At 62.3% G+C, this 21,388-nt stretch carries 23 protein-coding genes, 1 tRNA gene and 1 other RNA gene; 9 read left to right on the top strand and 16 right to left on the bottom strand.

Going from position 1 to position 21,388, the window contains the following annotated elements; all coding sequences use genetic code 11:
• Window positions 1-6: 6 nt before the first annotated feature.
• Together nusA and rimP are read right to left on the bottom strand one after the other, a co-directional pair.
• On the bottom strand, window positions 7-1,614 hold the full coding sequence (gene nusA, locus WI754_RS06265) for a transcription termination factor NusA (protein WP_349436826.1): 1,608 nt from the start codon (window positions 1,612-1,614) through the stop codon (window positions 7-9).
• A 57-nt stretch (window positions 1,615-1,671) separates the two neighbouring features.
• Window positions 1,672-2,304 (bottom strand): ribosome maturation factor RimP, encoded by a 633-nt coding sequence (rimP, locus tag WI754_RS06270; RefSeq protein WP_037125823.1) that lies wholly within the window; start codon window positions 2,302-2,304, stop codon window positions 1,672-1,674.
• 268 nt (window positions 2,305-2,572) lie between these two features.
• Here rimP and WI754_RS06275 point away from each other — a divergent pair, with 268 nt between their 5' ends.
• Window positions 2,573-4,201: an MFS transporter gene (locus tag WI754_RS06275; protein WP_349436827.1), complete on the top strand. Its 1,629-nt coding sequence runs from the start codon at window positions 2,573-2,575 to the stop codon at window positions 4,199-4,201.
• A gap of 130 nt (window positions 4,202-4,331) precedes the next feature.
• Here the strand turns inward: WI754_RS06275 and WI754_RS06280 are convergent, their stop codons facing one another.
• Together WI754_RS06280 and recR are read right to left on the bottom strand one after the other, a co-directional pair.
• The gene (locus tag WI754_RS06280) at window positions 4,332-5,552 is read right to left on the bottom strand and encodes a lytic murein transglycosylase (protein WP_349437741.1); all 1,221 of its coding nucleotides are present in this window, start codon (window positions 5,550-5,552) and stop codon (window positions 4,332-4,334) included.
• Between the two features lie 302 nt (window positions 5,553-5,854).
• A complete protein-coding gene (recR, locus tag WI754_RS06285; RefSeq protein WP_112858514.1) occupies window positions 5,855-6,460 on the bottom strand; it encodes a recombination mediator RecR in 606 nt (201 codons plus the stop codon).
• 59 nt (window positions 6,461-6,519) lie between these two features.
• On the opposite strand from recR, the gene WI754_RS06290 reads away from it, so the two are divergent.
• Window positions 6,520-7,134, top strand: a complete 615-nt coding sequence (locus tag WI754_RS06290; protein ID WP_349436828.1) for an MOSC domain-containing protein — start codon at window positions 6,520-6,522, stop codon at window positions 7,132-7,134.
• 61 nt (window positions 7,135-7,195) lie between these two features.
• On the opposite strand, the gene WI754_RS06295 is transcribed toward WI754_RS06290, so the two are convergent.
• The 3 genes from WI754_RS06295 to ffs all read right to left on the bottom strand — a co-directional run bounded on the left by WI754_RS06295 (window position 7,196) and on the right by ffs (window position 9,585).
• Window positions 7,196-7,519 carry a YbaB/EbfC family nucleoid-associated protein gene (locus WI754_RS06295; protein ID WP_026202966.1) on the bottom strand — a complete coding sequence of 108 codons (324 nt, stop codon included), beginning with the start codon at window positions 7,517-7,519 and terminating at the stop codon, window positions 7,196-7,198.
• 39 nt (window positions 7,520-7,558) lie between these two features.
• Window positions 7,559-9,436: a DNA polymerase III subunit gamma/tau gene (locus WI754_RS06300; protein WP_349436829.1), complete on the bottom strand. Its 1,878-nt coding sequence runs from the start codon at window positions 9,434-9,436 to the stop codon at window positions 7,559-7,561.
• 51 nt (window positions 9,437-9,487) lie between these two features.
• Window positions 9,488-9,585: signal recognition particle sRNA small type (ffs, locus tag WI754_RS06305), an RNA gene on the bottom strand.
• Window positions 9,586-9,688: 103 nt separating this feature from the next.
• Between ffs and WI754_RS06310 the strand changes: the two genes are divergently transcribed.
• Both WI754_RS06310 and nudC read left to right on the top strand, forming a co-directional pair.
• Window positions 9,689-10,093: an HIT family protein gene (locus WI754_RS06310; protein WP_349436830.1), complete on the top strand. Its 405-nt coding sequence runs from the start codon at window positions 9,689-9,691 to the stop codon at window positions 10,091-10,093.
• 2 nt (window positions 10,094-10,095) lie between these two features.
• Window positions 10,096-11,070 (top strand): NAD(+) diphosphatase, encoded by a 975-nt coding sequence (nudC, locus tag WI754_RS06315; RefSeq protein ID WP_349436831.1) that lies wholly within the window; start codon window positions 10,096-10,098, stop codon window positions 11,068-11,070.
• A 64-nt stretch (window positions 11,071-11,134) separates the two neighbouring features.
• Here nudC and WI754_RS06320 read toward each other — a convergent pair whose 3' ends face one another.
• The 3 genes from WI754_RS06320 to WI754_RS06330 form a co-directional block, all read right to left on the bottom strand.
• A complete protein-coding gene (locus WI754_RS06320) occupies window positions 11,135-12,205 on the bottom strand; it encodes a porin (RefSeq protein ID WP_349436832.1) in 1,071 nt (356 codons plus the stop codon).
• 199 nt (window positions 12,206-12,404) lie between these two features.
• Complete coding sequence (locus WI754_RS06325; RefSeq protein ID WP_037125977.1) at window positions 12,405-13,259, bottom strand: prephenate dehydratase; 855 nt, start codon at window positions 13,257-13,259, stop codon at window positions 12,405-12,407.
• A gap of 12 nt (window positions 13,260-13,271) precedes the next feature.
• Window positions 13,272-14,024: a 3-deoxy-manno-octulosonate cytidylyltransferase gene (locus WI754_RS06330; RefSeq protein WP_349436833.1), complete on the bottom strand. Its 753-nt coding sequence runs from the start codon at window positions 14,022-14,024 to the stop codon at window positions 13,272-13,274.
• Window positions 14,025-14,180: 156 nt separating this feature from the next.
• Between WI754_RS06330 and WI754_RS06335 the strand changes: the two genes are divergently transcribed.
• Complete coding sequence (locus WI754_RS06335) at window positions 14,181-14,825, top strand: cytochrome c family protein (protein ID WP_349436834.1); 645 nt, start codon at window positions 14,181-14,183, stop codon at window positions 14,823-14,825.
• A gap of 68 nt (window positions 14,826-14,893) precedes the next feature.
• Here the strand turns inward: WI754_RS06335 and WI754_RS06340 are convergent, their stop codons facing one another.
• Window positions 14,894-15,838: an AEC family transporter gene (locus WI754_RS06340; protein ID WP_349436835.1), complete on the bottom strand. Its 945-nt coding sequence runs from the start codon at window positions 15,836-15,838 to the stop codon at window positions 14,894-14,896.
• Between the two features lie 389 nt (window positions 15,839-16,227).
• Here WI754_RS06340 and WI754_RS06345 point away from each other — a divergent pair, with 389 nt between their 5' ends.
• The gene (locus WI754_RS06345) at window positions 16,228-16,485 is read left to right on the top strand and encodes a BON domain-containing protein (protein WP_349436836.1); all 258 of its coding nucleotides are present in this window, start codon (window positions 16,228-16,230) and stop codon (window positions 16,483-16,485) included.
• Between the two features lie 18 nt (window positions 16,486-16,503).
• On the opposite strand, the gene WI754_RS06350 is transcribed toward WI754_RS06345, so the two are convergent.
• The 5 genes from WI754_RS06350 to WI754_RS06370 form a co-directional block, all read right to left on the bottom strand.
• The gene (locus tag WI754_RS06350; protein ID WP_349436837.1) at window positions 16,504-16,635 is read right to left on the bottom strand and encodes a hypothetical protein; all 132 of its coding nucleotides are present in this window, start codon (window positions 16,633-16,635) and stop codon (window positions 16,504-16,506) included.
• Between the two features lie 13 nt (window positions 16,636-16,648).
• Window positions 16,649-16,831: a hypothetical protein gene (locus WI754_RS06355; RefSeq protein ID WP_349436838.1), complete on the bottom strand. Its 183-nt coding sequence runs from the start codon at window positions 16,829-16,831 to the stop codon at window positions 16,649-16,651.
• A 10-nt stretch (window positions 16,832-16,841) separates the two neighbouring features.
• Window positions 16,842-17,024 (bottom strand): hypothetical protein, encoded by a 183-nt coding sequence (locus WI754_RS06360; RefSeq protein WP_349436839.1) that lies wholly within the window; start codon window positions 17,022-17,024, stop codon window positions 16,842-16,844.
• Window positions 17,025-17,125: 101 nt separating this feature from the next.
• A complete protein-coding gene (locus WI754_RS06365) occupies window positions 17,126-18,391 on the bottom strand; it encodes an alpha/beta hydrolase (RefSeq protein ID WP_349437742.1) in 1,266 nt (421 codons plus the stop codon).
• 218 nt (window positions 18,392-18,609) lie between these two features.
• Window positions 18,610-18,699 (bottom strand) — tRNA-Ser (locus tag WI754_RS06370).
• 299 nt (window positions 18,700-18,998) lie between these two features.
• On the opposite strand from WI754_RS06370, the gene WI754_RS06375 reads away from it, so the two are divergent.
• The 3 genes from WI754_RS06375 to WI754_RS06385 all read left to right on the top strand — a co-directional run bounded on the left by WI754_RS06375 (window position 18,999) and on the right by WI754_RS06385 (window position 21,228).
• Window positions 18,999-19,316, top strand: coding sequence for a hypothetical protein (locus WI754_RS06375; RefSeq protein WP_349436840.1), 318 nt, complete (start codon window positions 18,999-19,001; stop codon window positions 19,314-19,316).
• A gap of 108 nt (window positions 19,317-19,424) precedes the next feature.
• Window positions 19,425-20,072, top strand: a complete 648-nt coding sequence (msrA, locus tag WI754_RS06380; RefSeq protein ID WP_349436841.1) for a peptide-methionine (S)-S-oxide reductase MsrA — start codon at window positions 19,425-19,427, stop codon at window positions 20,070-20,072.
• Window positions 20,073-20,346: 274 nt separating this feature from the next.
• Window positions 20,347-21,228, top strand: a complete 882-nt coding sequence (locus WI754_RS06385) for an AraC family transcriptional regulator (protein WP_349436842.1) — start codon at window positions 20,347-20,349, stop codon at window positions 21,226-21,228.
• The last annotated feature ends 160 nt before the right edge of the window (window positions 21,229-21,388 follow it).

Here is a 21,388-nt window from a genome sequence, read left to right on the forward strand (position 1 = left end):
GCCCGGTCAGGCGTCCTGTTCCGCGCCTTCCACGACTTCGAGCGCTTCTTCTTCGCGTGCCAGGTCCTCTTCGGTGATCCAGCCGGCAGCGAGACGCGCCTGCAGGACCATACGCTCGGCTTCGATACGCGAGACTTCAAGCTTGGAGAACAGGCCCTCGAACTTCTTCGTCTCGCCGTCCTTGCGCTCGGACCAGCCGACGAGGTCGTCGGCGGCGCAGCCTGCAAAGTCTTCCATCGTCTTGATGCCGTCTTCGCCGAGCGCCACCAGCATCTGGCCGGTCATGCCGTCGATCGAGCGCAGTTCGTCGGAAACGCCGAGTTCCTTGCGCTTGGCGTCCATTTCCGCTTCCAGGCGCTCGAGATATTCGCGGGCGCGGGTCTGCAGTTCGTTTGCGGTGTCCTCATCGAAACCGTCGATCGAGGCGATTTCGTCGAGCTCCACATAGGCCAGTTCCTCGACGGCGGCGAAGCCTTCCGAAGCCAGAACCTGGCCGACCATTTCGTCGACGTCGAGCGCTTCCATGAACAGGTTGGTCCGCTCGTTGAATTCCTTCTGACGGCGCTCGGATTCTTCCGCTTCCGTCATGATGTCGATGTCCCAGCCGGTCAGCTGCGACGCGAGGCGAACGTTCTGGCCGCGGCGGCCGATGGCGAGCGACAGCTGTTCGTCCGGAACCACGACTTCGATGCGCTCTGCGTCCTCGTCAAGAACGACCTTGGCCACTTCGGCCGGCTGCAGCGCGTTGACGATGAACGACGCCGGATCCTGGCTCCACGGAATGATGTCGATCTTTTCGCCCTGCAATTCGGCGACGACGGCCTGGACGCGCGAACCGCGCATACCGACGCATGCGCCGACCGGATCGATCGAACTATCGTTCGAGATCACGGCGATCTTGGCGCGCGAGCCGGGGTCACGGGCAACCGAGCGGATCTGGATGATGCCGTCGTAGATTTCCGGAACTTCCATGGTGAACAGCTTCACCATGAACTGCGGATGCGTACGCGACAGGAAGATCTGCGGGCCGCGCTGTTCGCGACGGACATCATATACGTAAGAGCGGACGCGATCGCCATAGCGCATGTTCTCGCGCGGGATCATTTCGTCACGGCGGATGATGCCTTCGCCACGGCCGAGGTCGACGATGACGTTGCCATATTCGACGCGCTTGACCGTGCCGTTGACGATTTCGCCGATGCGATCCTTGAATTCGTCGAACTGGCGGTCACGCTCGGCTTCGCGCACCTTCTGGACGATGACCTGCTTGGCGGACTGGGCGGCGATACGGCCGAAATCCATCGGCGGCAGCGGATCGGCGATGAAGTCGCCGAGCTTGGCGTCCGGGTTGCGGTCACGCGCCAGTTCGAGCGGGATCTGCGTGGAATAGTCCTCCGCAGCCTCGACCACTTCGAGCAGGCGCTGAAGGCGGATTTCACCGGTCTTGGAATTGATGTCGGCGCGGATGTTGCTCTCCGAACCATAGCGCGAGCGTGCCGCCTTCTGGATCGCGTCGGCCATGGCGGCCAGAACGATTTCGCGGTCGATCACCTTTTCGCGCGCGACGGCATCCGCGATCTGCAGAAGTTCGAGCCGGTTAGCACTCACTGCCATTTTCAAGTCTCCGTCTGATTGCCGGGGCTTCATCCTGAAGCGGCCCGCGCCATAAACTCATTCGATCGGCGAATCTTCGTCTTCGAAGTTTTCGTTCGCCGCCATCCCATGTGCAGCTTGGGCCGCCTTGGCCTTCTTGTCCGCCGCCAGCGCATCGCGGATCAGGTCGTCCGTCAGGATCAGCCGGCCTTCTGCCAGCGCCGTGAACGGGATGGTAACCCGCGGCTCTTCGCCATAGGCCGGCTGGTCGCGCTCGATGGTGAAACCCTCATCATCGGCCGCAACGATCTTGCCCCGAAAACGCTTGCGATTGTCGACCAGGATCGAGGTCTCGCACTTGATCAGATGGCCGGCCCAGCGGCTGAAATCCGACTTGCGCACCATCGGCCGGTCGATGCCGGGCGACGACACTTCCAGATGATACGCCTTGTCGACCGGATCTTCCACATCGAGAACCGGAGAAATCGCCGTCGAGATGGCTTCGCAATCCTGGACCGTCATCGTGCCGTCGGTCCGCTCGGCCATGATCTGCAGCGTCGCGCCGTTCTGCGAGGTCAGGCGAACCCGCACCAGCTGGTATCCCATCGGAACGAGCACTGGCTCAATGATGTCGGCGATGCGGCGGTCGATTCCGGTTTCGGTGATCAGCCGCGGTTCCTGCGTGTTTTCTGTCGCTGTCGTGTCGGACAAACGATGCTCTCCCAAACCATCGGCTAATAAAAAAGAGCGGGTCCTGACGGGCCCACTCTTCATCAACCGATCAAGAATTTGAGCGTCATATACGCTCGATCATCCGCAAATGCAAGATATGCCGAGCCTACGCCGGCAAAACCGCTGTAGCAAAGCTCAAGTGGCAAAATCCTGCCGGCGGTTGTGCTTTTGCTTGCCCGGCAAATGTTCTGGCTTAGATTGGGCGTCACAAAGACTCCAGAACAAGACTAGGGTGGGGGGACAGCGCTTGCCGCATCGACTATCGCCATTGGCGCCGTTCAGGCACGACACTTTCCGCGTCATCTGGGTGGCGAGCCTCGCTTCCAATTTCGGTGGCCTCGTCCAGGCCGTCGGCGCCGCCTGGATGATGACGTCGATCTCGGATTCGGTGAACATGGTGGCGCTGGTGCAGGCCTCGACCTCGCTGCCGATCATGCTGTTTTCGCTCGTCTCCGGCGCGCTTGCCGACAATTTCGACCGGCGCCGGATCATGCTGATCGCCCAGTGTTTCATGCTGGCCGTCTCGGCGCTTCTGACGGTCTGCACCTATTTCGGCCTTGTCACACCGTGGCTGCTCCTGCTCTTCACGTTCCTGATCGGCTGCGGCACGGCGCTCAACAATCCGTCCTGGCAGGCTTCCGTCGGCGATATGGTGCCGCGCGACGTGCTGCCGGCCGCCGTGGCCCTCAACAGCATGGGCTTCAACATCACCCGCTCCGTCGGCCCCGCGATCGGCGGCGCCATCGTCGCGGCGGCCGGCGCGGCCGCGGCCTTCGCTGCCAATACGCTGAGCTATTTCGCGCTTCTCTTCGCGCTCATCCGCTGGCGCCGCGAAGTGACGCTGTCGACGCTGCCGCGCGAATCGATGGGCCGGGCGATTTCCGCCGGCTTGCGCTATGTCGCCATGTCCCCCAATATCGGCAAGGTGCTGTTCCGCGGCTTCGTCTTCGGCCTCTCCGCCAGCGCCATCCTTGCGCTGCTGCCGCTGGTCGCCCGCGATCTCGTTGCCGGCGGGCCGCTCACCTACGGCATCATGCTCGGCGCCTTCGGCCTCGGCGCAATCGGCGGGGCGCTGCTCAGCGCCCGGCTGCGGGAGCATCTGTCGAGCGAGTGGATCGTGCGCATCGCGTTTGCCGGTTTCGCCGTCAGCGCTCTCATCACCGCGTCCAGCTCCTATGGCTGGCTGACAAGCCTTGCGCTTCTCCTCTCGGGCGCCGGCTGGGTGCTGGCCTTGTCGTTGTTCAACACGACGGTACAGCTCTCGACCCCGCGTTGGGTCGTCGGCCGGGCCTTGTCGCTTTATCAGACCACCACCTTCGGCGGGATTGCGGCGGGCAGCTGGATGTGGGGTCAGGCGGCCGAGACCTATGGCCCGGCCAACGCGCTGATCGCTTCGGCGCTGCTGATGGTCGTCGGCGCTGCCATCGGCCTCAGATTGCCGCTGCCGGAATTCCAGTCGCTCAATCTCGATCCGCTCAACCGCTTCTCCGAGCCGCTCTTGAAACTCGATCTCAAGCCGCGCAGCGGCCCGATCGTGGTGATGATCGACTACGACATCGCCGACGACGACGTGCCGGACTTCCTGACCGCCATGGCCGAACGCCGCCGCATCCGCATCCGCGATGGCGCCGGGCAATGGGGCCTGATGCGCGATCTGGAAAACCCGACAGTGTGGACCGAGACCTATCACGTCCCGACCTGGGTGGAGTATGTCCGCCACAACCAGCGCCGGACGCAGGCCGACGCAGAGATCGGCGACCGGCTCTTGGAACTGCATCGCGGCGAGACCCCGCCGCGCGTACACCGGATGATCGAACGCCAGACCATTCTTCCCTATGACTACGAGCGCTACAAGCAGCAGATGGACATGCATTGACGCATGCTGCCGCCGCTTCGGCCTAATGCGTGTCGCCCAAAAGTGTGACGCGGTTTTGGGACAACGACATGCATGGAAACAAGGCCTAACGCGCGTCGCGTCGCACGTATTCGTTTTGACGCGACGCGCGTTAGCGTAGCTTGGCCTTCAGCCCCGCATCCGGAAAGCACGTCGGTGCCAGGCCATTTTTCGCCTGCCAGTCGCCCAGAGAGCGGCGGGTCTTGTAGCCGGCGAGACCGTCGGCCTTGCCGATATCATAGCCCTGCGCCTGCAGGTTCTTCTGCATCTTCAAGACGTCCGAGCGCAGCATCTTGCCGACGTCGCCGAACAGGCCCTTGAAGGCGCCGCCGCCCGATGAAATCCGGTCGGCGAGATTGCCGATGAACAGGGCGTAGAGGTCGGAGTTGTTGTATTCCTTGATCACATAGAAATTCGGCGTGACGATGAATTCCGGCCCGTGGCGGCCGGCCGGCACCAGCATCATGCCGCTGGCCTTGGCTTCATCCGACGGAAAGGCCTTGCCGGACACACGTTCGATGCCGGCCGAGGCCCATTGCGAGATCGGCTTGGCAAGGTCCGGCCCCTCCTGGGCGCAGGAGACCTTGGTGGGAATGCTGACCTCGAAGCCCCAGTCGCGGCCGCGCTGCCAGCCCTTTTCAGCCATGTAGTGGGCGATCGAGCCGAGCACGTCCGGCACCGAATTCCAGATGTCGCGGCGACCGTCGCCGTCGAAATCGACGGCATATTTCAAAAAGCTGGTCGGCAGGAACTGCGGCTGGCCCATGGCGCCCGCCCAGGAGCCCTTCATCTCCGCCTCGCGCACGTCGCCGCTGTCGAGAATATGCAGGGCGGCGATCAGTTCGCGGCGGAAGAGATCGCCGCGCGTCGACATGAAGGCCTTGGTCGCCAGCACGTCCATGATCGGATGCGGGATCTTCGCACGGCCGAAACCGGATTCGCGGCCCCAGATGGCGAGCACGACCGGACCCGGCACGCCATAGGTCTTCTCGATCCGCTTGAGCGTTGCGGCATGGGTCTCGGCAAGGCTGCGGCCGGTTGCGGCCAGCCCCTGCAGGCGCTGTTCGGAGAAATAGGCGCTGGGTGCCGAGAATTCCGCCTGGCTCTGCTTCTGCTCGCTCGGCGGCTTGGTGCCCGGCGGCACGAGATCCGGCAGGTCCCAGTTGAGCGTCACGCCGGCAAAGGCGGCGTTGAAGGATTTTTCCGAAATGCCGGCCTTCTGCGCTTCCGGCCAGAGGTCGGTCTGCAGCCACTGGCGGAACTGCGCTTCGGTCTCGGCTTTCGAGGCGGCGAGGGCGGGGAGCGGCATCAGCGATACAATTGTCGCGATCATCACCGCCAGAGTATGCCGCGCCTTACCCCCCTCTGTCGGCTTTGCCGACATGTCCCCCTCAAGGGGGGAGATTGTTCTTTTCCCTTGCCGGCTTCTCAGCGAGGGCGGGGTCTTTAGTATTTCCAACATGGTATTCAGTAGCGGTGTGCGACGCGGCGCATCCCCACACTCCCTCATCCTCGCCCCTGTGGCGGGGATCCAGCCGCGCCATGTCCATGGCGCAAGGGACTCTTGCGCACCGCAGACGCGGTGCTGCTGGACTACCGGCACAAGGCCGGTAATGAGGGCGAAAGGGGAATTCGTCAAATCACCGTCCTCGCCCGCAATGCCGCCGTCAGCGTGCCTTCGTCCAGGTAATCCAGCTCGCCGCCGACGGGCACGCCGTGGGCCAGCCGCGTGATCTTGACGCCGAGGCCGTCGAGCTGGTCGGTGATGTAATGCGCCGTCGTCTGGCCCTCGACGGTGGCATTCACCGCGATGATCAGTTCACGTACGCCGCCCTTCGAGACGCGCTCGATCAGACCCTTGATGTTGAGGTCGTCGGGTCCGACGCCGTCGAGCGGCGAGAGCGTGCCGCCGAGCACGTGATAGGCGGTGTTCATCGCGCCTGCCCGCTCCAGCGCCCAGAGGTCGGAGACGTCCTCGACGACGATGATCACGGAATTGTCGCGCCGGTCGTCGGTGCAGACGCTGCAGGGATCGCTGGTATCGACATTGCCGCAGCACGAGCAGATCCGGACCTTGGCGTAGGCGTCGCCCATCGCGTCGGCGAGCGGGCCGAGCAGCTGGTCCTTCTTCTTGACGAGATGAAGTGCTGCGCGCCGGGCCGAGCGCGGCCCGAGCCCGGGCACCTTCGCCAAAAGCTGAATGAGTTTTTCGATTTCGGGGCCGGTGACTCGCTTTGCCATGCGGCGGTTCTACTCCATATCTCGGGGGAACGGAATCGCTTAAAACGAGAGTATCGCCCATGAAAATCCTGGCCGTCTGCACCGGCAGCGCCGAAATCCTGCGCGGAAAATCCTACCGGACCGGCATCTTCAAACATCCGGTCGAGGCGGCCGTGTTGATCGACCGCGAAGGCCTGATCGGCGACAGGATCTGCAACCGCAAACACCATGGCGGTGTCGATCAGGCGGTCTATGCCCTCGGCTCGATCGACCTCGACTGGTGGTCGAAGGAACTCGGGCGCAATCTGGAACCCGGCATTTTCGGCGAAAATCTGGTGATCGAAGGCGCCGACAGCCGCAGGATTTCCGTCGGCGACCGGTTCATGACCGATACGATCGAGCTCGAAGTCACCTCCGCCCGCATTCCCTGCGCCACGCTTGCCGCGCGGATGGAAGACCCCGCTTTCGCAAAGCGCTTCGCCAAGGCGGGACGGCCGGGTTTCTACTGCCGCGTGCTCAAGGATGGAGTGGTTCAGGCCGGCGATGCCGTCACCTATCACGCCTATTCGGGGCCGCCGGTCCTGATGCCGGAAATGCTTGAAACTTTCGCCAGGAATCTCTCCGACAAGGATCGCGACCGCTATCTCGCAGCGCCGATCCACTACAAGCTTCGTGCCAAGCTCACCAGCGCCTGAGCGTCTGCCGTCCTGCCATCGGCTTTTGCCTGGCCGTCACTCGTCTGTGTCGCTTCGCGGCCTAAAAAGGCAGTTTCATGCCGGGCGGGATCGGCAGGCCGGCGGTAAGCGCGCGGGTCTTTTCGGCGGTGATCGCTTCGGCCTTGTCCTTGCCGTCCTTGTGGGCGGCGACGATCAGGTCTTCGAGAATCTCGACATCGTCTTCCTTGAACAGCGACGGGTCGATCTTGATGCCTTTCAGGTTACCCTTGCCGTCCATGCGAACGGTGACCAGACCGCCGCCGGAAGAGCCGTCGACTTCAAGCGCAGAAATCTCTTCCTGCATCTTCTCCATCTTGGCCTGCATTTCCTTGACCTTGCCCATCATGCCCATGATGTCGCGCATCGCCATGTCCTCTTCTTGTCGCGTGGTAATCTTGTAGACTTAGTGCTCGATATCGTCGCCGGGAAGGATATCGCCTTCTGAGGATTCGGCGGCGGCCACGGCCTGCGGCTCTTCCTCCGGTTCCGGCCCCTTTATCCGCACGTCGGCGATCTTTGCGCCGGGAAACCGTGCGATGATGGCCGCGACGTCCGGGTCCTGCCGGGCGTCGTTGAATTGGCGCTCCTTGGTGGCCGCTTCGGCCTCCACAAGTGTCGGTTGGCCGGGCTCGCGGCTGAGGATCACCATCCAGCGGATGCCCGTCCAATCCTCCAGTTTTTTCTGAAGCTCGGCAACCAGCGTCTTCGGCGCATCGTCCGGCAGGTTGATCTCCAGCCGCCCCGGCTCCAGATTGACGAGACGGACGAAATTGCGGACCAGCGTCTTCAGCCTGATATCGCGGTTGGCGGCGCAGAGTTCGGCAATGTCGCTCGCCGATTTGACGGCGGCCTTCGGTTCAGCTTTCGCCTCAGGGGCTTCGGTTGGCTTTTCTTCCGTCTTGCCAACCGGCATGTCCGGCTGCGGTGCTGCGTTCGGCACGGCGCGCAGCATGGTCGCGCCATTTCCGGTCGTGCGCTGCGCCGGCGGCATATCGCTGCCGCGGGCCTGCATCGAGGTGCTCGCAACGGGGGCTGGCGCGCCACCGCCATTGCCGCCGTTCGGCGCGGAAGGCTGCCGCTGCGCGTCGCCGCCGGAAAGTTCGAGCAGTCGACGCGCCGCATCTTCCGGCGAGGGCAAGTGGGCAGCGTGAGCGAGACGGATCAACACCATTTCGGCGGCACCGGCCGGACGCGACGAGCTTTCCGTTTCCGGAATGCCCTTCAGGAGCATCTGCCAGATGCGCGACAGCGTCGTCACGGCGATGCCGGACGAGAATTCGGCGCCGCGGGTGCGCTCGATCTCGCTTAGCGACTGGTCGTTGGCGGCATCCGGCACATATTTCAGGCGGGTGACGAGATGGGTGAAGTCGGCAAGGTCGGTCAGCACCACGGATGGGCTGGCGCCGGCCTCGTATTGTCCGTTGAACTCCTCGAGCGCGGCTGCGACATCGCCTTTGACGATATGCTGGAACAGGTCGACGATGCGGGCGCGGTCGGCAAGGCCGAGCATCGAGCGCACGGCCTCGACCTCGACCACGCCGCCGCCATGGGCGATCGCCTGGTCGAGCAGCGACAGGCCGTCACGTGCGGAGCCTTCCGCCGCGCGGGCGATCATCGCCAGCGCATCCGGATCGGCCGAAATGCCTTCCTTACCGAGAATGGTGGTGAACAGGCCGACGAGATCCGACGCGCCGATGCGGCGCAGGTCGAAGCGCTGGCAGCGCGACAGCACGGTGATCGGAACCTTGCGGATCTCGGTCGTCGCGAAAATGAACTTCACGTGCTCCGGCGGCTCTTCGAGCGTCTTCAACAGGCCGTTGAAGGCCTGGGTCGAGAGCATGTGCACTTCGTCGATGATGTAGACCTTGTAGCGCGCCGAAACCGGGCGATAGCGCACCTGCTCGATGATCTCGCGGATATCGTCGATGCCGGTATGGGAGGCGGCGTCCATCTCGATCACGTCGACATGGCGGCCTTCCATGATCGCCTGGCAATGTTCGCCGGGGGTGCGCAGGTCGATGGTGGGCTTGTCGATTTCCGGCGTCTTGTAGTTCAACGCGCGGGCCAGGATACGGGCCGTGGTCGTCTTGCCGACGCCGCGTACGCCGGTCAGCATATAGGCCTGGGCGATGCGGCCGGTCTCGAACGCGTTGGTGAGGGTGCGCACCATCGGTTCCTGGCCGACCATCAGGTCGGAGAAATCCTTCGGCCGGTATTTGCGCGCAAGAACCCGGTAGGCGGCGGGTTTTTCAGATGTCGGGATCAACGTAACTTCGCTCATCGCCCCTGCCGCTTGGCTACAAGTCTGTCCAGACAGGACGGAAGAAAAAGGGTGGGAGGCTGGCACGATGACCCGTGCCGTGGCTCGTTGGGGCTGCTTCCTTCCGGACCTGACCCGGTTGGCGAGTGGCTCGTCCACCACCAACCTCCCGGCTCTCATATCGGCAATATCGAAACCAAAAGCAAGCCACGCCTTCAAAAAACTGCTATCGTTGTGCAAACAAAAGAAAAATCACCGTTCAGGGAGATCCGCTTGCCTGCCTTCGATATCGATGAACGCCTTGAACGCGATGGATTGCTCATCGCCACACTCGGTCTTTGCCAGCTTCGCATCAACAACGACCGCCGCTGGCCCTGGCTGGTGCTCATTCCGCAGCGCGACGGCGTGACGGAAATCTTCGACCTGACGCCGCTCGACCAGGCGATGTTGACTTTCGAGACGAACATGGTCGCTTCGGCATTGAAAAAGGCAACGGGGGCGACGAAGATCAATGTTGGCGCGCTTGGCAATATCGTCCGCCAGCTTCACGTCCATGTCATCGCCCGCAGCGAAGGTGATGCCAATTGGCCGGGGCCGGTCTGGGGTTTCGGGACAGCCGACGCCTGGGACGATACCGAGCGCAAGGCATTCGCAGCACGGATACTGGAAAATCTTTGATCATGACGAAATCGATCTTCGAACTGCACAGCCCGCACCCCGAGCCGAGCACGCTCGTTGCCTTCGCCGAGAATCATCTGGACCGGCAATCCGAACATCGACCGGACGATTGCGTCGAAGTCGCCTTCCGCAAGGAGGGCGCGCATGTCTTCGCTTTTTCCGGCGGCAAGCTGGTCGTCAAGCACGACGAGAAGATCATCGATCCGCTGTTTGCGCCCTATGAGCTCGCGGGCCTCGAGCCCGTGCTCGACGATGCGATCCTGCTCGGCTTCCTGGCCAACGGCGAGCCGCGGCTGGCGGTTCCGGTCGGGTTGACCGAGGAAACGCTTCCCGAACCCTTCAAGCTTGCCGATGGCCGCACGCTTTATCGCCAGCAGATGCTGCCAGACGAGTTGCTCGGCCAGTTCGCGCAGGCGTCAAGCCTGATCACATGGAATGCGGCGAACCGGTTCTGCGGAAAATGCGGCTCGGCGATGGAAGGCAAGGCCGGCGGTTACCGCCGCGTTTGCACCGCCTGCGGCCACATGGTTTTCCCACGCACCGACCCGGTAGTCATCATGCTGACCATCGATGTCGAGCGCGACCTCTGCCTGCTCGGCCGCAGCCCGCATTTTCCGGAAGGCATGTATTCCTGCCTGGCAGGCTTCGTCGAGCCGGGCGAAACCATTGAGAATGCCGTGCGGCGCGAAACCCACGAGGAATCCGGCATCCGCGCCGGCCGCGTCCGCTACCATGCCTCGCAGCCCTGGCCGATGCCACACACGCTGATGATCGGCTGCTACGCCGAGGCCCAGTCCCGCGACATCCACCGTGACGAGCACGAACTGGAGGATTGCCGCTGGTTCACCCGTGAGGAAACGGCCGCGATGCTGGCACGCAATACCGGCGTGACGCTGGCCGCCGGCGAACTCGGCCCGCCGCCGAAGGGTGCCATCGCTCACCAGCTGATGCGCGACTGGCTGGATTGGCCGCGATAAATGAAAATCGGCGCGGGCCAGGAGGCGGACGCCGATGTGTTTTCTCGCTTAGGCCGCTTCCGCCTCAGAAATTGCGCTGAACGCGCAGGATGCCGCCGAAGGCCTCGCCGCTGCCGCGCTCGCCGCCGAAATCGGTGTAGTTGAGTTCCGGCTGCACCATAAGGCCGGGAACCACCGCGTATTCGACGTTCAACGCCGCCGCCAGGGTTCCATCCTCCTCATAGGCAAGCTGGCCGTTGAGGGATGCCTTGTCGTTCAGCGTGGCGGAGAAGCCGCCCCAGGCCGCCCAGTCGCCATACCAGGGGCCATAGTAGTTCAGCTGACGGCTACCGCCCGGACCTTTGTCGTTGTCCCAATCCGACTGATAGCCGCCCATCAGGAAGACCGAGAACGTATCGTTGAACTTGACGTCGACACGCACCTTGCCGCCGAAGGCATCGGCGTAGGTGTCATAACCGCCGACGGCGGCGATGCCGCCCCAGTCCTGTTCATATTTCACGCCGCCGATGACATGTGGCGCGTCACCGCCGCTGTACGAAGCAGTCGGGACAGGAGCAAAGCCTGTATCGTAGTCGCCGGCGCCTTCCTCCAGCCCGATCAGGGCGGAAAAGCCGTTTCCGGCGTCATAGACATAGCTCACCTGGTTGGTGCGATCACCGGTATAGTCGATGACATCGTCGTTGATAATGTTACCGGCCGAATCCAGCCAGGTATCGAAGCGCGAATCGTCATAGCCGGCGCGGAAGCCGGCAAGGTCGATATACGCGCTGTTGATGTAGGTGGAGCCGCTGTCGGCGGACGCCTGGCTGCGCAGTTCGATGAACGAACGCAGTGTGCCGTATTCCGTATCGTTACGGGCATCGAGCCTGATGGTTCCGCGCGCAAACCCTGCCCAGCCAAGATCCTCACCGCTATAGGGGTCGTCGCCGAAGCTCGATTCGGATCGCACATAGCCGCTGATCTTCAGGCAGGTCTCGGTGCCCGGGATAAAGAAATAGCCTGCTCCGAAGGCGTCGCATACCCGCACATATTCCATGGGCTCGGGTTCCGCAGCGACGATCGCGTCCGCTGCGCGGGCGCCCGTTATGGCCATCAATGCAGCCGCCGAGCCGAGGAGGAGTGTCTTGACTGTCATGAGCTAACCTTTGTGGCGCACGCCGCAGGGAAGGCCGGCAGGCGCATGAATTGTTGTCGGACATGATGATGGCGCATCGTCGAAGCAATACGAGCATTCTGCGTCAAACAAACCACTGAGGGTCCTCCGCAAAATAACCATCTTCCGGCCACAAAGGATAGCCCTCAGTTTTGGCCCTTTAAATCCGGTCGAAGCGTTCCTACAGGACGAGCCGCATGGGGTGGGCGGCGTAGGAGCCGAGGATGCGGACCTTCTCGGAAAAATACCGCAGCTCATCCAGAGCCTGGCGCACATGCGGATCGTCCGGATGGCCTTCGATATCGGCATAGAATTGCGTGGCGATGAACTTGCCGCCGAGCTGGTAGCTCTCGAGCTTCGTCATGTTGATGCCATTGGTGGCAAAGCCACCGAGCGCCTTGTAGAGCGAGGCCGGAATGTTGCGGACGTTGAAGACGAAGGTGGTGACGATGACGTCCTTTTCCGATTGCCGCTTGATCTCCTTTGCGTCGCGCGAGAGGACGACGAATCGCGTGACGTTGTTTTCCGTGTCCTCTACGTTTTCCGCGATAATCTCGAGCTTGTAGAGATCGGCGGCGAGCCGCGGCGCAAGGGCGGCCATCGACCGGTCGCCTTTTTCCGCCACCAGCTTGGCAGCGCCCGCTGTATCGCCGGCCACCACCGGCTTCCAGCCATTGGCGCGGACGATCATGCGGCACTGGCCGAGCGCATGAATGTGGCTGTGCACGGTTCGGATCTCGTCGCGCGACACGCCCGGCAGCACCATCAGCTGGAAGCGGATCGGCATGAAATATTCGCCGATGATGTGCAGCCGTGATTCGGGCAGCAGGTGATGGATGTCAGCGACGCGGCCGGCGATGGTGTTTTCGATCGGGATCATGGCAAGATCGGCCTCGCCGTTCTCGACGGCCAGGAACGCGTCCTCGAAGGTCTGGCAGGGCAGTGGCTCCATGTCCGGGAACATGTCGCGGCAGGCCATGTCGGAGTTGGCGCCATAGTCGCCCTGGAAGGAGATGCGGTTGGTCTTGGTGATCATCGCGGGTTCCGATCAGGCTTTTGCGGAAAGAAGGCGCCGGGCTTTTTCAAGATCGGCCGGCGTATCGACGCCAAGCGGAATGGATTTGACGATTTCGACATCGATGCGCATGCCGGCTTCGAGTGCTCGCAACTGTTCCAGCGATTCGCGTTTTTCCAACGTCGAGGGCGGCAGTGACACGAACTTTTCCAGCGCAGCGCGCCGATAGGCGTAGAGGCCGATATGATGGTAGAGGGGGCCTTTGCCGTGCGGCGCGGTGGCGCGGGTGAAATAAAGCGCCTTCAGACGCGTACCTGACAGAGGCGACCCGACGACCTTGACGACGTTCGGATTGAGCTTTTCTTCCTCATCCTCGATCTCCACCGTCAGCGTGGCAATATCGACCTCCGGGTTTTCCAGCGGCCGCAGGGCGGCGCGGATGGTCTCCGGCTCGATCGTCGGCAGATCGCCCTGAACGTTGATGATGGTCTCCGCCTTGCCTTCCGGATCGCTCTTCAGAAGGGCTTCATAAATGCGGTCGGAACCGGACTGGTGGTCCACCCGGGTCATCACCGCCTCGAAACCGGCAGCGGTTATTGCATCGAATACGTCCTGATGATCGACGGCGACGACGATCCGTCCGGCCTGTGAGTCCTTTGCCCGCAAGGCGACCTGTACGATCATCGGGAGGCCGCAAATGTCGGCGAGCGGCTTGCCTGGAAGGCGCGTCGAGGCCATGCGGGCAGGAATGAGAATGAGGGTTTTGTCCAAATTGTCGCTATTCATGCTTAGGCCTTCAAAACGCGCCGGAAAAGTGTCAAAAGGTCTCAGTCCGGGGCTTATAATGTCTGTTGCAACGCAAAGCCAAAAGACATAGGTTCCGCGCGATTTCAAGATAGGCCGGCGTTTTGTTTGCGCCGGTTGCAAGGGGAGCGTTTACAGATGAACTCATATGTGAACATGGGCGTGGGTGCCTTTCTTGGTACGGTCTTTGTTTTGATGTCCGTATCGATCGCATCGGAAGGCATTTTCCATTCGGAAGCTCCCGAGAAGGAAGGTTTCGCCATCATCGCTGAGGAAGGCGCATCGGAAGCCGGTGCCGGTGGCGCGGCAGAAGCCGAAGTCGATATCAAGCCGCTGCTTGCATCGGCCGATCCGGCTGCCGGCGCGACCGTCTTCAAAAAATGCGCGAGCTGTCACACCTCGGAAAAGGGCGGCCCGAACAAGGTCGGCCCGAATCTCTGGGGCGTGGTCGAGCGTCCGATCGCCTCGCATGAGGGCTTCAGCTATTCGGCCGGCATGAAGACCTTCGCCGAAGCCAACAAGACCTGGACCTACGACCATCTGAGCTTCTTCGTCGAAGCGCCGAAGAAGCACGTTCCCGGCACGGCGATGGGTTTTGCCGGCGTCAAGAAGCCGGAAGAGCGCGCCAACCTGCTTGCCTGGCTGCGCGAACAGGCTGATTCGCCGGTTGCACTGCCCGACGCGTCCGCTGCGGCGACGCCTGCCGCCGAAGGCGAAGCTGTAAAGCCGGCTGCCGAAGGCGAGGCAACGAAGCCTGCGACGGAAGCCGCGCCGGCTCAATAAGCCCGCTTCCATCGCGAGAGCCATAGCCCGGCCATGTGCCGGGCTTTTTCGTGCGGCTTCGGGTTGCCTCAGAGCAGGATAAAGGCCCAGGCCGAAACCGAGATGACGCCGAGCGCTGTGGTGATGGTGATCGTCGAGGAGGCGAGCCCGTGGCCGACGTTGAAATGATTGGCGATCAGCCAGGCATTGACGCCGGTCGGCACGGATGAGGTCAGCACCAGGGCGGCCGTCCAGTTGCTGTTGAGGCCGAGCAAATGGCAGGCACCATAGACGGTTGCCGGCAGCACAACGAGTTTCAGGACACTGGTGATCGAGGCGAGGCCGGTATTGCCAACGAGGCCGTATTTGTCGAGCGCCATGCCGATCGAGACGAGCGCCGCGGGGGCGGCGACCGAGGCGAGCTGATCGACGACGACCTTGACCGGTCCGCCAAGCGGCATGTCGATGAGATGGACGAGTGCTCCGCAGACAAGGCCGATGACCAGCGGATTGCGCACCAGATTGCGCAGGATGCCCTTCAACAGCCGCAGCGGGCTCTGGCCGGGCTTGCCGCTCGTCTTGCGCTCGGCTCGCTCCATCAGGATCGTGCCGGCGATCATCATGACGGGCAGATGCACCGACAGCAGGATGGACAGCGCCACAACCCCGTCCTCGCCGACGTTGCGGGAGACGAGCGGCAGGCCGATGAAGACCGTATTGGCGAAGGCGGAGGAGACGCCGGCGAGCACGCCGACCCGCGCGTCCTTCTTGAAAAACAAAGTGGCCGCGAGATGTCCAAGCGTCCATACGACCGCGACGCCGGAGAAATAGGCAACCCAGAGCGGCCAGGGCGACCCTTCCTTGAAGTCGGCCTCGGCAATGGTGCGGAACAGGAGCACGGGCACGGCGACCCGGAAGACGAAATCGCCGAGTGCGTCCCCGACCGTCGCCTTCAGATAGTTCGTCCGCACGATCAGCCATCCCAAGAGGATCAGGACGAAAATCGGCACGACATTCAGGAAGACATCGGACATGGAGTGCTGCCTCTTGGCGAGTTGAGCTTCCGCCATAGACCCATTCGGCGCAATGCCGCAACCCGAGGAGGCGCACGGAGTTGTGTGGTCGCATATTTCACGCAAGGCTCATATGACAGGATGGCAACAGCAGGTTGCGAGGTGATCGGCCCGTGGTGGCAGGAGGCGAGCGACCGGCGGATTACGCCCGGCAGGATTTCATCGCCGCCGCCGTCGAGGCCTTCATCCACGTCCGGTCGCACGGCTGACGGCCCGCGCCTTGCGAACAAGCCACGAGCAACCGTCGGGCCTTCCCTGCCTCCGGCCGCCGCCCTCTCAATGAGGGCGTCTCGGAAAAAGTGGAACATTCGGGGAAGGTTTGCGTTGTCCCTTTGAAGGACATCACCGCCATGCACAAGCAGATTTATACCCATCAGGACGATCATCCGGACCTGACGGACGACGATCTCGCCGACAAGGTTCTGCGCTATATCCAGTATGTTGCGCTGATCGATACGTCGGGGCTATCGGTGATGGCACTCGGCCGGACAGTCGTGCTCAGCGGCAATGTCTCCTGCGAAGCCGAGATCGGCTGCGTCGAGGAAACCGCTGCCTCGGTGATCGGCGTGCATCTGGTGGAGAACCAAGTGGAAGTGAGAAAACACTAATGGCCATTGAAGGCCCTATCAGTATGCAGACAACGCGATCAGCAGCAGGACCGGTAGCGATACGCCAAGCAGCCACATCAGAAACTGGCGAAACATCAGCTGCCGATATTCGCGGTGAGCGGACCTTCTTTGCGCTTCGGAAACGATCATCACAGGGCTCCTTTCAGAGTGCGCCGCCGGTAACGGGGTTTACAACCGGCCTTTCGCTCTCATCCTTGCCGCCGGCGGGCTGGACAAGTGGTGTAGCCTTGGATTGCTCGTCGGCATGCGAGGGCTGGCCAGGCGGCCTGTGCACATCCTGCGGCTTTTTCTGCTCGGGCGTCACGTTGCTGTCATCGGTCGACATCGCCGCCTCCTCAGGCCATGCCGGCTGGATCGCCGATCGGCAGCAGCGCCGGGTCGAGCACGGGGTCGTTGGGATCTGTATCGCCCTTGTCGATGACCGGCGGTGTCGCAAGCTTGTCCTGCGCGCGGTCCGGCACGCCGGGCGTCGGTTGCTGCGTCTCGTCAAGCGGCGGAACGGGCATGGCCTTCGGCATAACGTTCTCCTTTGTCGGGAGGAAAACGAGTTTGGTGGCGGAAGGTTCCGATGGGACGTTTCGCGTTCCTCTAGGGGGCATCGACGCTCAGTCTTGACGATTTAATTCAGAGGCGCGTTTTCACCTTGGAGGGTGGTGTCGAGATCGCCCGGTCTCTTTTTCGGCGAGGGCTTGAGGTTTCCGGAGAGAAGATCGACCGGCGTTGCGACCGTGGAGGCGGTGATCTTGCCGATGTTGCTGGCGGTCCCCGCGACCACTGCCGTGATGCCGTCGCCAAGGCCGACATCCGAATCCGTCAGCGTTTGACCGGTGACCAGCCGCTGGCCGATCAGCTGCACGATCTGCGGGCTTTCGGCGAACTTGCCGTGGTTCAGCCGATCGGTGGATTTCACCTTGGTCAGATCGACGACGGTGATGCCCGCGGCTTCGAGCTTGGTCTTGTAGGGTTCTTCCGCCGGATTGATTTGGCCCAGCCGCTGGACGTCGCCGGATATATAGCGGGAGAGCGCAAGCGCCCGGTCGTCCTGGGAGACGAAGATGGTGAAGTTCGGCCGCTTGTCGCCCAGCTCGCTCCATTGCCGGGCAAACACGTCGACATCGATATCCGGTGAGGCGAGGATGACGTTTTCGATCTTTTTCGGCAGCGACCCGTCACGGATTGCCATCTGGCGGATCGATTCCATCGCCAGCCAGGTTCCCATCGAATGGGCGAGAATGGTGATGTCCTTGACGTTCTTGTCCTCGACCAGCGCCTTCAGCACCCTTTCCAGCGAGGTACGCGAATAGTTGGTGCTTTCCTTGTCGTAGTTATAGTCGAACACTTTTGCGCGCGATGGCCAGGTGAACAGGATGGGGGTCACGTCGGCGCCGGAATCGTGGACGATCTGAGCGAAGCGGAAGACCGAATCCTCATAGGTGTTGTTGAAGCCATGGATGAACACCATCGCATGTCCGCCCTTCGAATGCCGGCGCACCCAGTCATGGCCTTCCTGGACCGTTTTAACCGGCTGGACGCGCACCACGGCGAAGTCCGTTTCGGGATTGGGCGGCAGCTTCTTCGGCCATTGCACGGTGCCGGCAACGCGCTCCTTGCTCGACGGAATGGAGACGGCGACGTCGGTGATGGAGGGATTCGTGCTGCGCTCACCGGAAAACAGGGTGGCTGGGTTGTCGGACGGCCGCCGGCTGGTCGCCACCAGCATGTCGACGACGGCGTTGCCGCTTGGTTCCTCGGCGAGGTTGAGCGGTTCCATGACGCCCTTCACATGACCGCCGCAGCCCGAAAGCGCCATGGAGAGCGACAATGCGACAGCAATTCGCCGACTGCGTTTCGCCGTTGCTGACGTCGCCGAGACGCCGTTCGACATTTTTCCCATGACCACGCTTCCACCCGAGCAACACGCCGCAAACCGCCCCAGCTTACGGGCTCGACTCCGGACACAATCGACAGCCCCCGTCAAGTGTGCAGCACGCAACTTCACCGGGGCATGCGATCCAGGATCGGCGAGACGAATGCCGTATGTCGACAACACGTTGCTGATATTACGAGGCCTGTAGCTTTAGAAAATCGTTGTCTGGGGAAAAATGGCGGACAGAGCGGGATTCGAACCCGCGATACGCTCTCACGTATACACACTTTCCAGGCGTGCGCCTTCAACCACTCGGCCACCTGTCCGTTTTGTCAATCGCACCGGCGGTTGGGTCCGGTGGATCAGAGACAAGCGCTTGCTTTCTCCTGAAACCCGTTCGGCAAGGCCAAATCGGGTGTCCGGCAAGTGCGAACCTGCAGACCGGCGCGATATATACCGAGGAAGCCTGGCGGATCAACTGGTTTCTGACAGTTTTTTGACTTCTTGTGATGTGCGACCGCAAAAGTGCGGCATTGCACTTCCTGAGGCCTCTGCCTATTTTTTGCTGAGCGGGTGAAATCCGGTCGGATCGACAAGGGTTGCCGACCGTTGGGCGGAGGGCGGAATGCGGTTTTTGCTGCGGTTTGCAAGTTTTCTGGCGCTCGTTGCCGGCGTTCTGGTGGCGTCGGTGGACGCCATCCAGTCGGTCTCGGCGTCTCAGCCGGTTTTGACGCCGCTCTCAACGGCGCTGGCAGCCAGCGGCTCGTCGACCCAATCGCTGGTCGAGGCCTTGGAAAGGCCGCATGCCAATGGTGCGTTTTGGGACCCGGTGATCCGCTGGTCGCTGCAGCAGCCGGCCTTCGCCTTTTTCCTGCTGATCGCGCTGCTGCTCTGGATGATGGGCTACAAGCGACCGCCGGTCGCAGGCCGCTTTTCCGCCTGACCGCCGGATGGCTCCAACAGATTGAAGAATGCGGTGCCGGCCCCGAGACCGGCGCGAACGATCGGCGATGAGGTTTCCGTCGATTAAAAACAGCCGAAGGAGACGGGCATGTTCCTGACCGAAATGTTCAACAAGAAGACGACGATGCCGGACCCGCAAAACGCTCTGCCGGGCCGGGAAGCTGAAATCCCCACCTCTGCCCGCCACTTCGTCAATGGGCATGCGCTGAAAGGCCCCTATCCGGCAGGCGACAAGCAGGTTCTGTTCGGCATGGGTTGCTTCTGGGGCGCCGAGCGGATGCTTTGGCAGATTCCCGGCGTTTATGTGACTGCGGCTGGTTATTCCGGCGGTTTCACCAGAAACCCGACCTATCAGGAAACCACGACAGGGCTGACCGGCCACACCGAGGTCGTGCTGGTCGTCTATGATCCCGCCCAGGTGTCGTTTGCCACGCTGCTGAAGGTGTTCTTCGAGGAGCACGACCCGACGCAGGGCATGCGCCAGGGCAACGATATCGGCACGACGTATCGCTCGGCCATCTACGTCGAGGACGACGCGCAGCTGGCTGAAGCGATCGCCGCGCGCGACACGTTCCAGGCGGCCCTGGCAAAGGCCGGGCACAAAAGCGGGATCACGACGGAAATCGCCAGAGCGGGGGCCTTCTACTTCGCCGATGCGGATCATCAGCAATATCTGGCGAAAAACCCGAACGGATACTGCGGCCTGCGCGGCACCGGCGTCAGTTGTGCCATTTGAGGCGAAATCTCGCGAGAGAGGCTTCCGACACCGGCAGCTAGCGGATTTGAGATGCCCCGCCCGAAACGGCGGGGCATTTTTGCGGGTGCTGCGTGCATGGAGGCTGCGCCACGCCGCATCACCGGCATGGGGCATGGCGAAAAGGTCACAATGTCCGGAAAAGCATGGCTTTGCCCGCATTTCAGCAATTGAAAAAATGCGTCGCCTGGGCTAACAAAACTTGACTATTATTTTCAAGTTTATCCGCAGTCCCACGCTGCACGCCGAGACGAGCATGACCTTTCAGCCGCGCATGAACAACAGGATTTCCGGGTTCTCCGTCAGCGGCCTGAACCGGCGCGTGTGGAACGGCATCGTCGCCGATCTCTGGGATGTCGAATGTGCGCCGGTCGCCGGCGGCTTCTACGTGGCCGATGATCCGCGGCTGTTCATCGTGCTTGATGCCAAGGGTGGCGGTCGGCGCAATATCCGGCTGCGCCAGATGCAGCAGGCGGTTGCGGAAGACAGCCGGCGGCAGGTGATCTCCTATATTCCCGCCGGCATGGAACTCTGGGCCGAGATGGTGGACGTCAACTATGTCCGCCACCTCGATCTGCATTTCAACGCCGAAACCCTTAGCCGCCGGCTGATGGAAGACCTCGATCCACGCAAGCTGACCATGCCGCGCCTGATGTTTTCCGAACCGCGTTTCCTGGCGCTGGCGGAACTGATCGCTGCTGAATGCGCCAATCCGCAGCCGCTGCATGATCTCTATGGCGACGGCCTGTCGGTGGCGCTGTTCATCGATGTCATGCGGCTCGGCCCCGTGCGGTCACGCAAGCGCAGCGAACTGGCGGCCTGGCAGTTGCGCCGCTCGATCGACTATATCGAGGAAAACTGCCTGCGCGGCATCCGGCTAGAGGAGTTGGCGGCGCTCACCGGCCTGTCGCAGTCCTACTTCAGCCATGCCTTCAAGGCCTCCACCGGCCTGCCGCCGCATCAATGGCAGATGAAGGCCCGCATCGAGCGCGCCAAGACACTGATGCTCGCGGGCGGCCTGCCGATGAGTGTCGTGGCCGCCGAAACCGGTTTTGCCGACCAGGCGCATTTCACCCGCGTTTTCCGCAAGATGGTCGGGGCGACGCCTGCGACCTGGGCGAAAAGCCAGCGACTGTGAACGGTCCCGTTTCGCCTGTGTGCGATGCGGAATATAGACCAGAATCGTTCAATTTCCGCAGCCAGAGACAATCCTGGCCTGGTATAGTTGAGTTAGATACTCAGCTTATTTTCATGGAAATGCCGGATTGCGCGCCGACGGCGCCGCCCGGCTTCAGGCT

The sequence above is a fragment of the Pararhizobium sp. A13 genome (assembly GCF_040126305.1).
GTDB lineage: Bacteria > Pseudomonadota > Alphaproteobacteria > Rhizobiales > Rhizobiaceae > Pararhizobium.

What these genes read in the sequence shown, in the direction of transcription:
- nusA (WP_349436826.1), bottom strand. Translation starts at nt 1,614, where the DNA reads ATGGCAGTGAGTGCTAACCGGCTCGAACTTCTGCAGATCGCGGATGCC.
- WI754_RS06280 (WP_349437741.1), bottom strand. Translation starts at nt 5,552, where the DNA reads ATGATCGCGACAATTGTATCGCTGATGCCGCTCCCCGCCCTCGCCGCC.
- recR (WP_112858514.1), bottom strand. Translation starts at nt 6,460, where the DNA reads ATGGCAAAGCGAGTCACCGGCCCCGAAATCGAAAAACTCATTCAGCTT.
- WI754_RS06290 (WP_349436828.1), top strand. Translation starts at nt 6,520, where the DNA reads ATGAAAATCCTGGCCGTCTGCACCGGCAGCGCCGAAATCCTGCGCGGA.
- WI754_RS06295 (WP_026202966.1), bottom strand. Translation starts at nt 7,519, where the DNA reads ATGCGCGACATCATGGGCATGATGGGCAAGGTCAAGGAAATGCAGGCC.
- WI754_RS06300 (WP_349436829.1), bottom strand. Translation starts at nt 9,436, where the DNA reads ATGAGCGAAGTTACGTTGATCCCGACATCTGAAAAACCCGCCGCCTAC.
- nudC (WP_349436831.1), top strand. Translation starts at nt 10,096, where the DNA reads ATGACGAAATCGATCTTCGAACTGCACAGCCCGCACCCCGAGCCGAGC.
- WI754_RS06320 (WP_349436832.1), bottom strand. Translation starts at nt 12,205, where the DNA reads ATGACAGTCAAGACACTCCTCCTCGGCTCGGCGGCTGCATTGATGGCC.
- WI754_RS06325 (WP_037125977.1), bottom strand. Translation starts at nt 13,259, where the DNA reads ATGATCACCAAGACCAACCGCATCTCCTTCCAGGGCGACTATGGCGCC.
- WI754_RS06330 (WP_349436833.1), bottom strand. Translation starts at nt 14,024, where the DNA reads ATGAATAGCGACAATTTGGACAAAACCCTCATTCTCATTCCTGCCCGC.
- WI754_RS06335 (WP_349436834.1), top strand. Translation starts at nt 14,181, where the DNA reads ATGAACTCATATGTGAACATGGGCGTGGGTGCCTTTCTTGGTACGGTC.
- WI754_RS06340 (WP_349436835.1), bottom strand. Translation starts at nt 15,838, where the DNA reads ATGTCCGATGTCTTCCTGAATGTCGTGCCGATTTTCGTCCTGATCCTC.
- WI754_RS06345 (WP_349436836.1), top strand. Translation starts at nt 16,228, where the DNA reads ATGCACAAGCAGATTTATACCCATCAGGACGATCATCCGGACCTGACG.
- WI754_RS06350 (WP_349436837.1), bottom strand. Translation starts at nt 16,635, where the DNA reads ATGATCGTTTCCGAAGCGCAAAGAAGGTCCGCTCACCGCGAATATCGG.
- WI754_RS06355 (WP_349436838.1), bottom strand. Translation starts at nt 16,831, where the DNA reads ATGTCGACCGATGACAGCAACGTGACGCCCGAGCAGAAAAAGCCGCAG.
- WI754_RS06360 (WP_349436839.1), bottom strand. Translation starts at nt 17,024, where the DNA reads ATGCCGAAGGCCATGCCCGTTCCGCCGCTTGACGAGACGCAGCAACCG.
- WI754_RS06365 (WP_349437742.1), bottom strand. Translation starts at nt 18,391, where the DNA reads ATGTCGAACGGCGTCTCGGCGACGTCAGCAACGGCGAAACGCAGTCGG.
- WI754_RS06375 (WP_349436840.1), top strand. Translation starts at nt 18,999, where the DNA reads ATGCGGTTTTTGCTGCGGTTTGCAAGTTTTCTGGCGCTCGTTGCCGGC.
- msrA (WP_349436841.1), top strand. Translation starts at nt 19,425, where the DNA reads ATGTTCCTGACCGAAATGTTCAACAAGAAGACGACGATGCCGGACCCG.
- WI754_RS06385 (WP_349436842.1), top strand. Translation starts at nt 20,347, where the DNA reads ATGACCTTTCAGCCGCGCATGAACAACAGGATTTCCGGGTTCTCCGTC.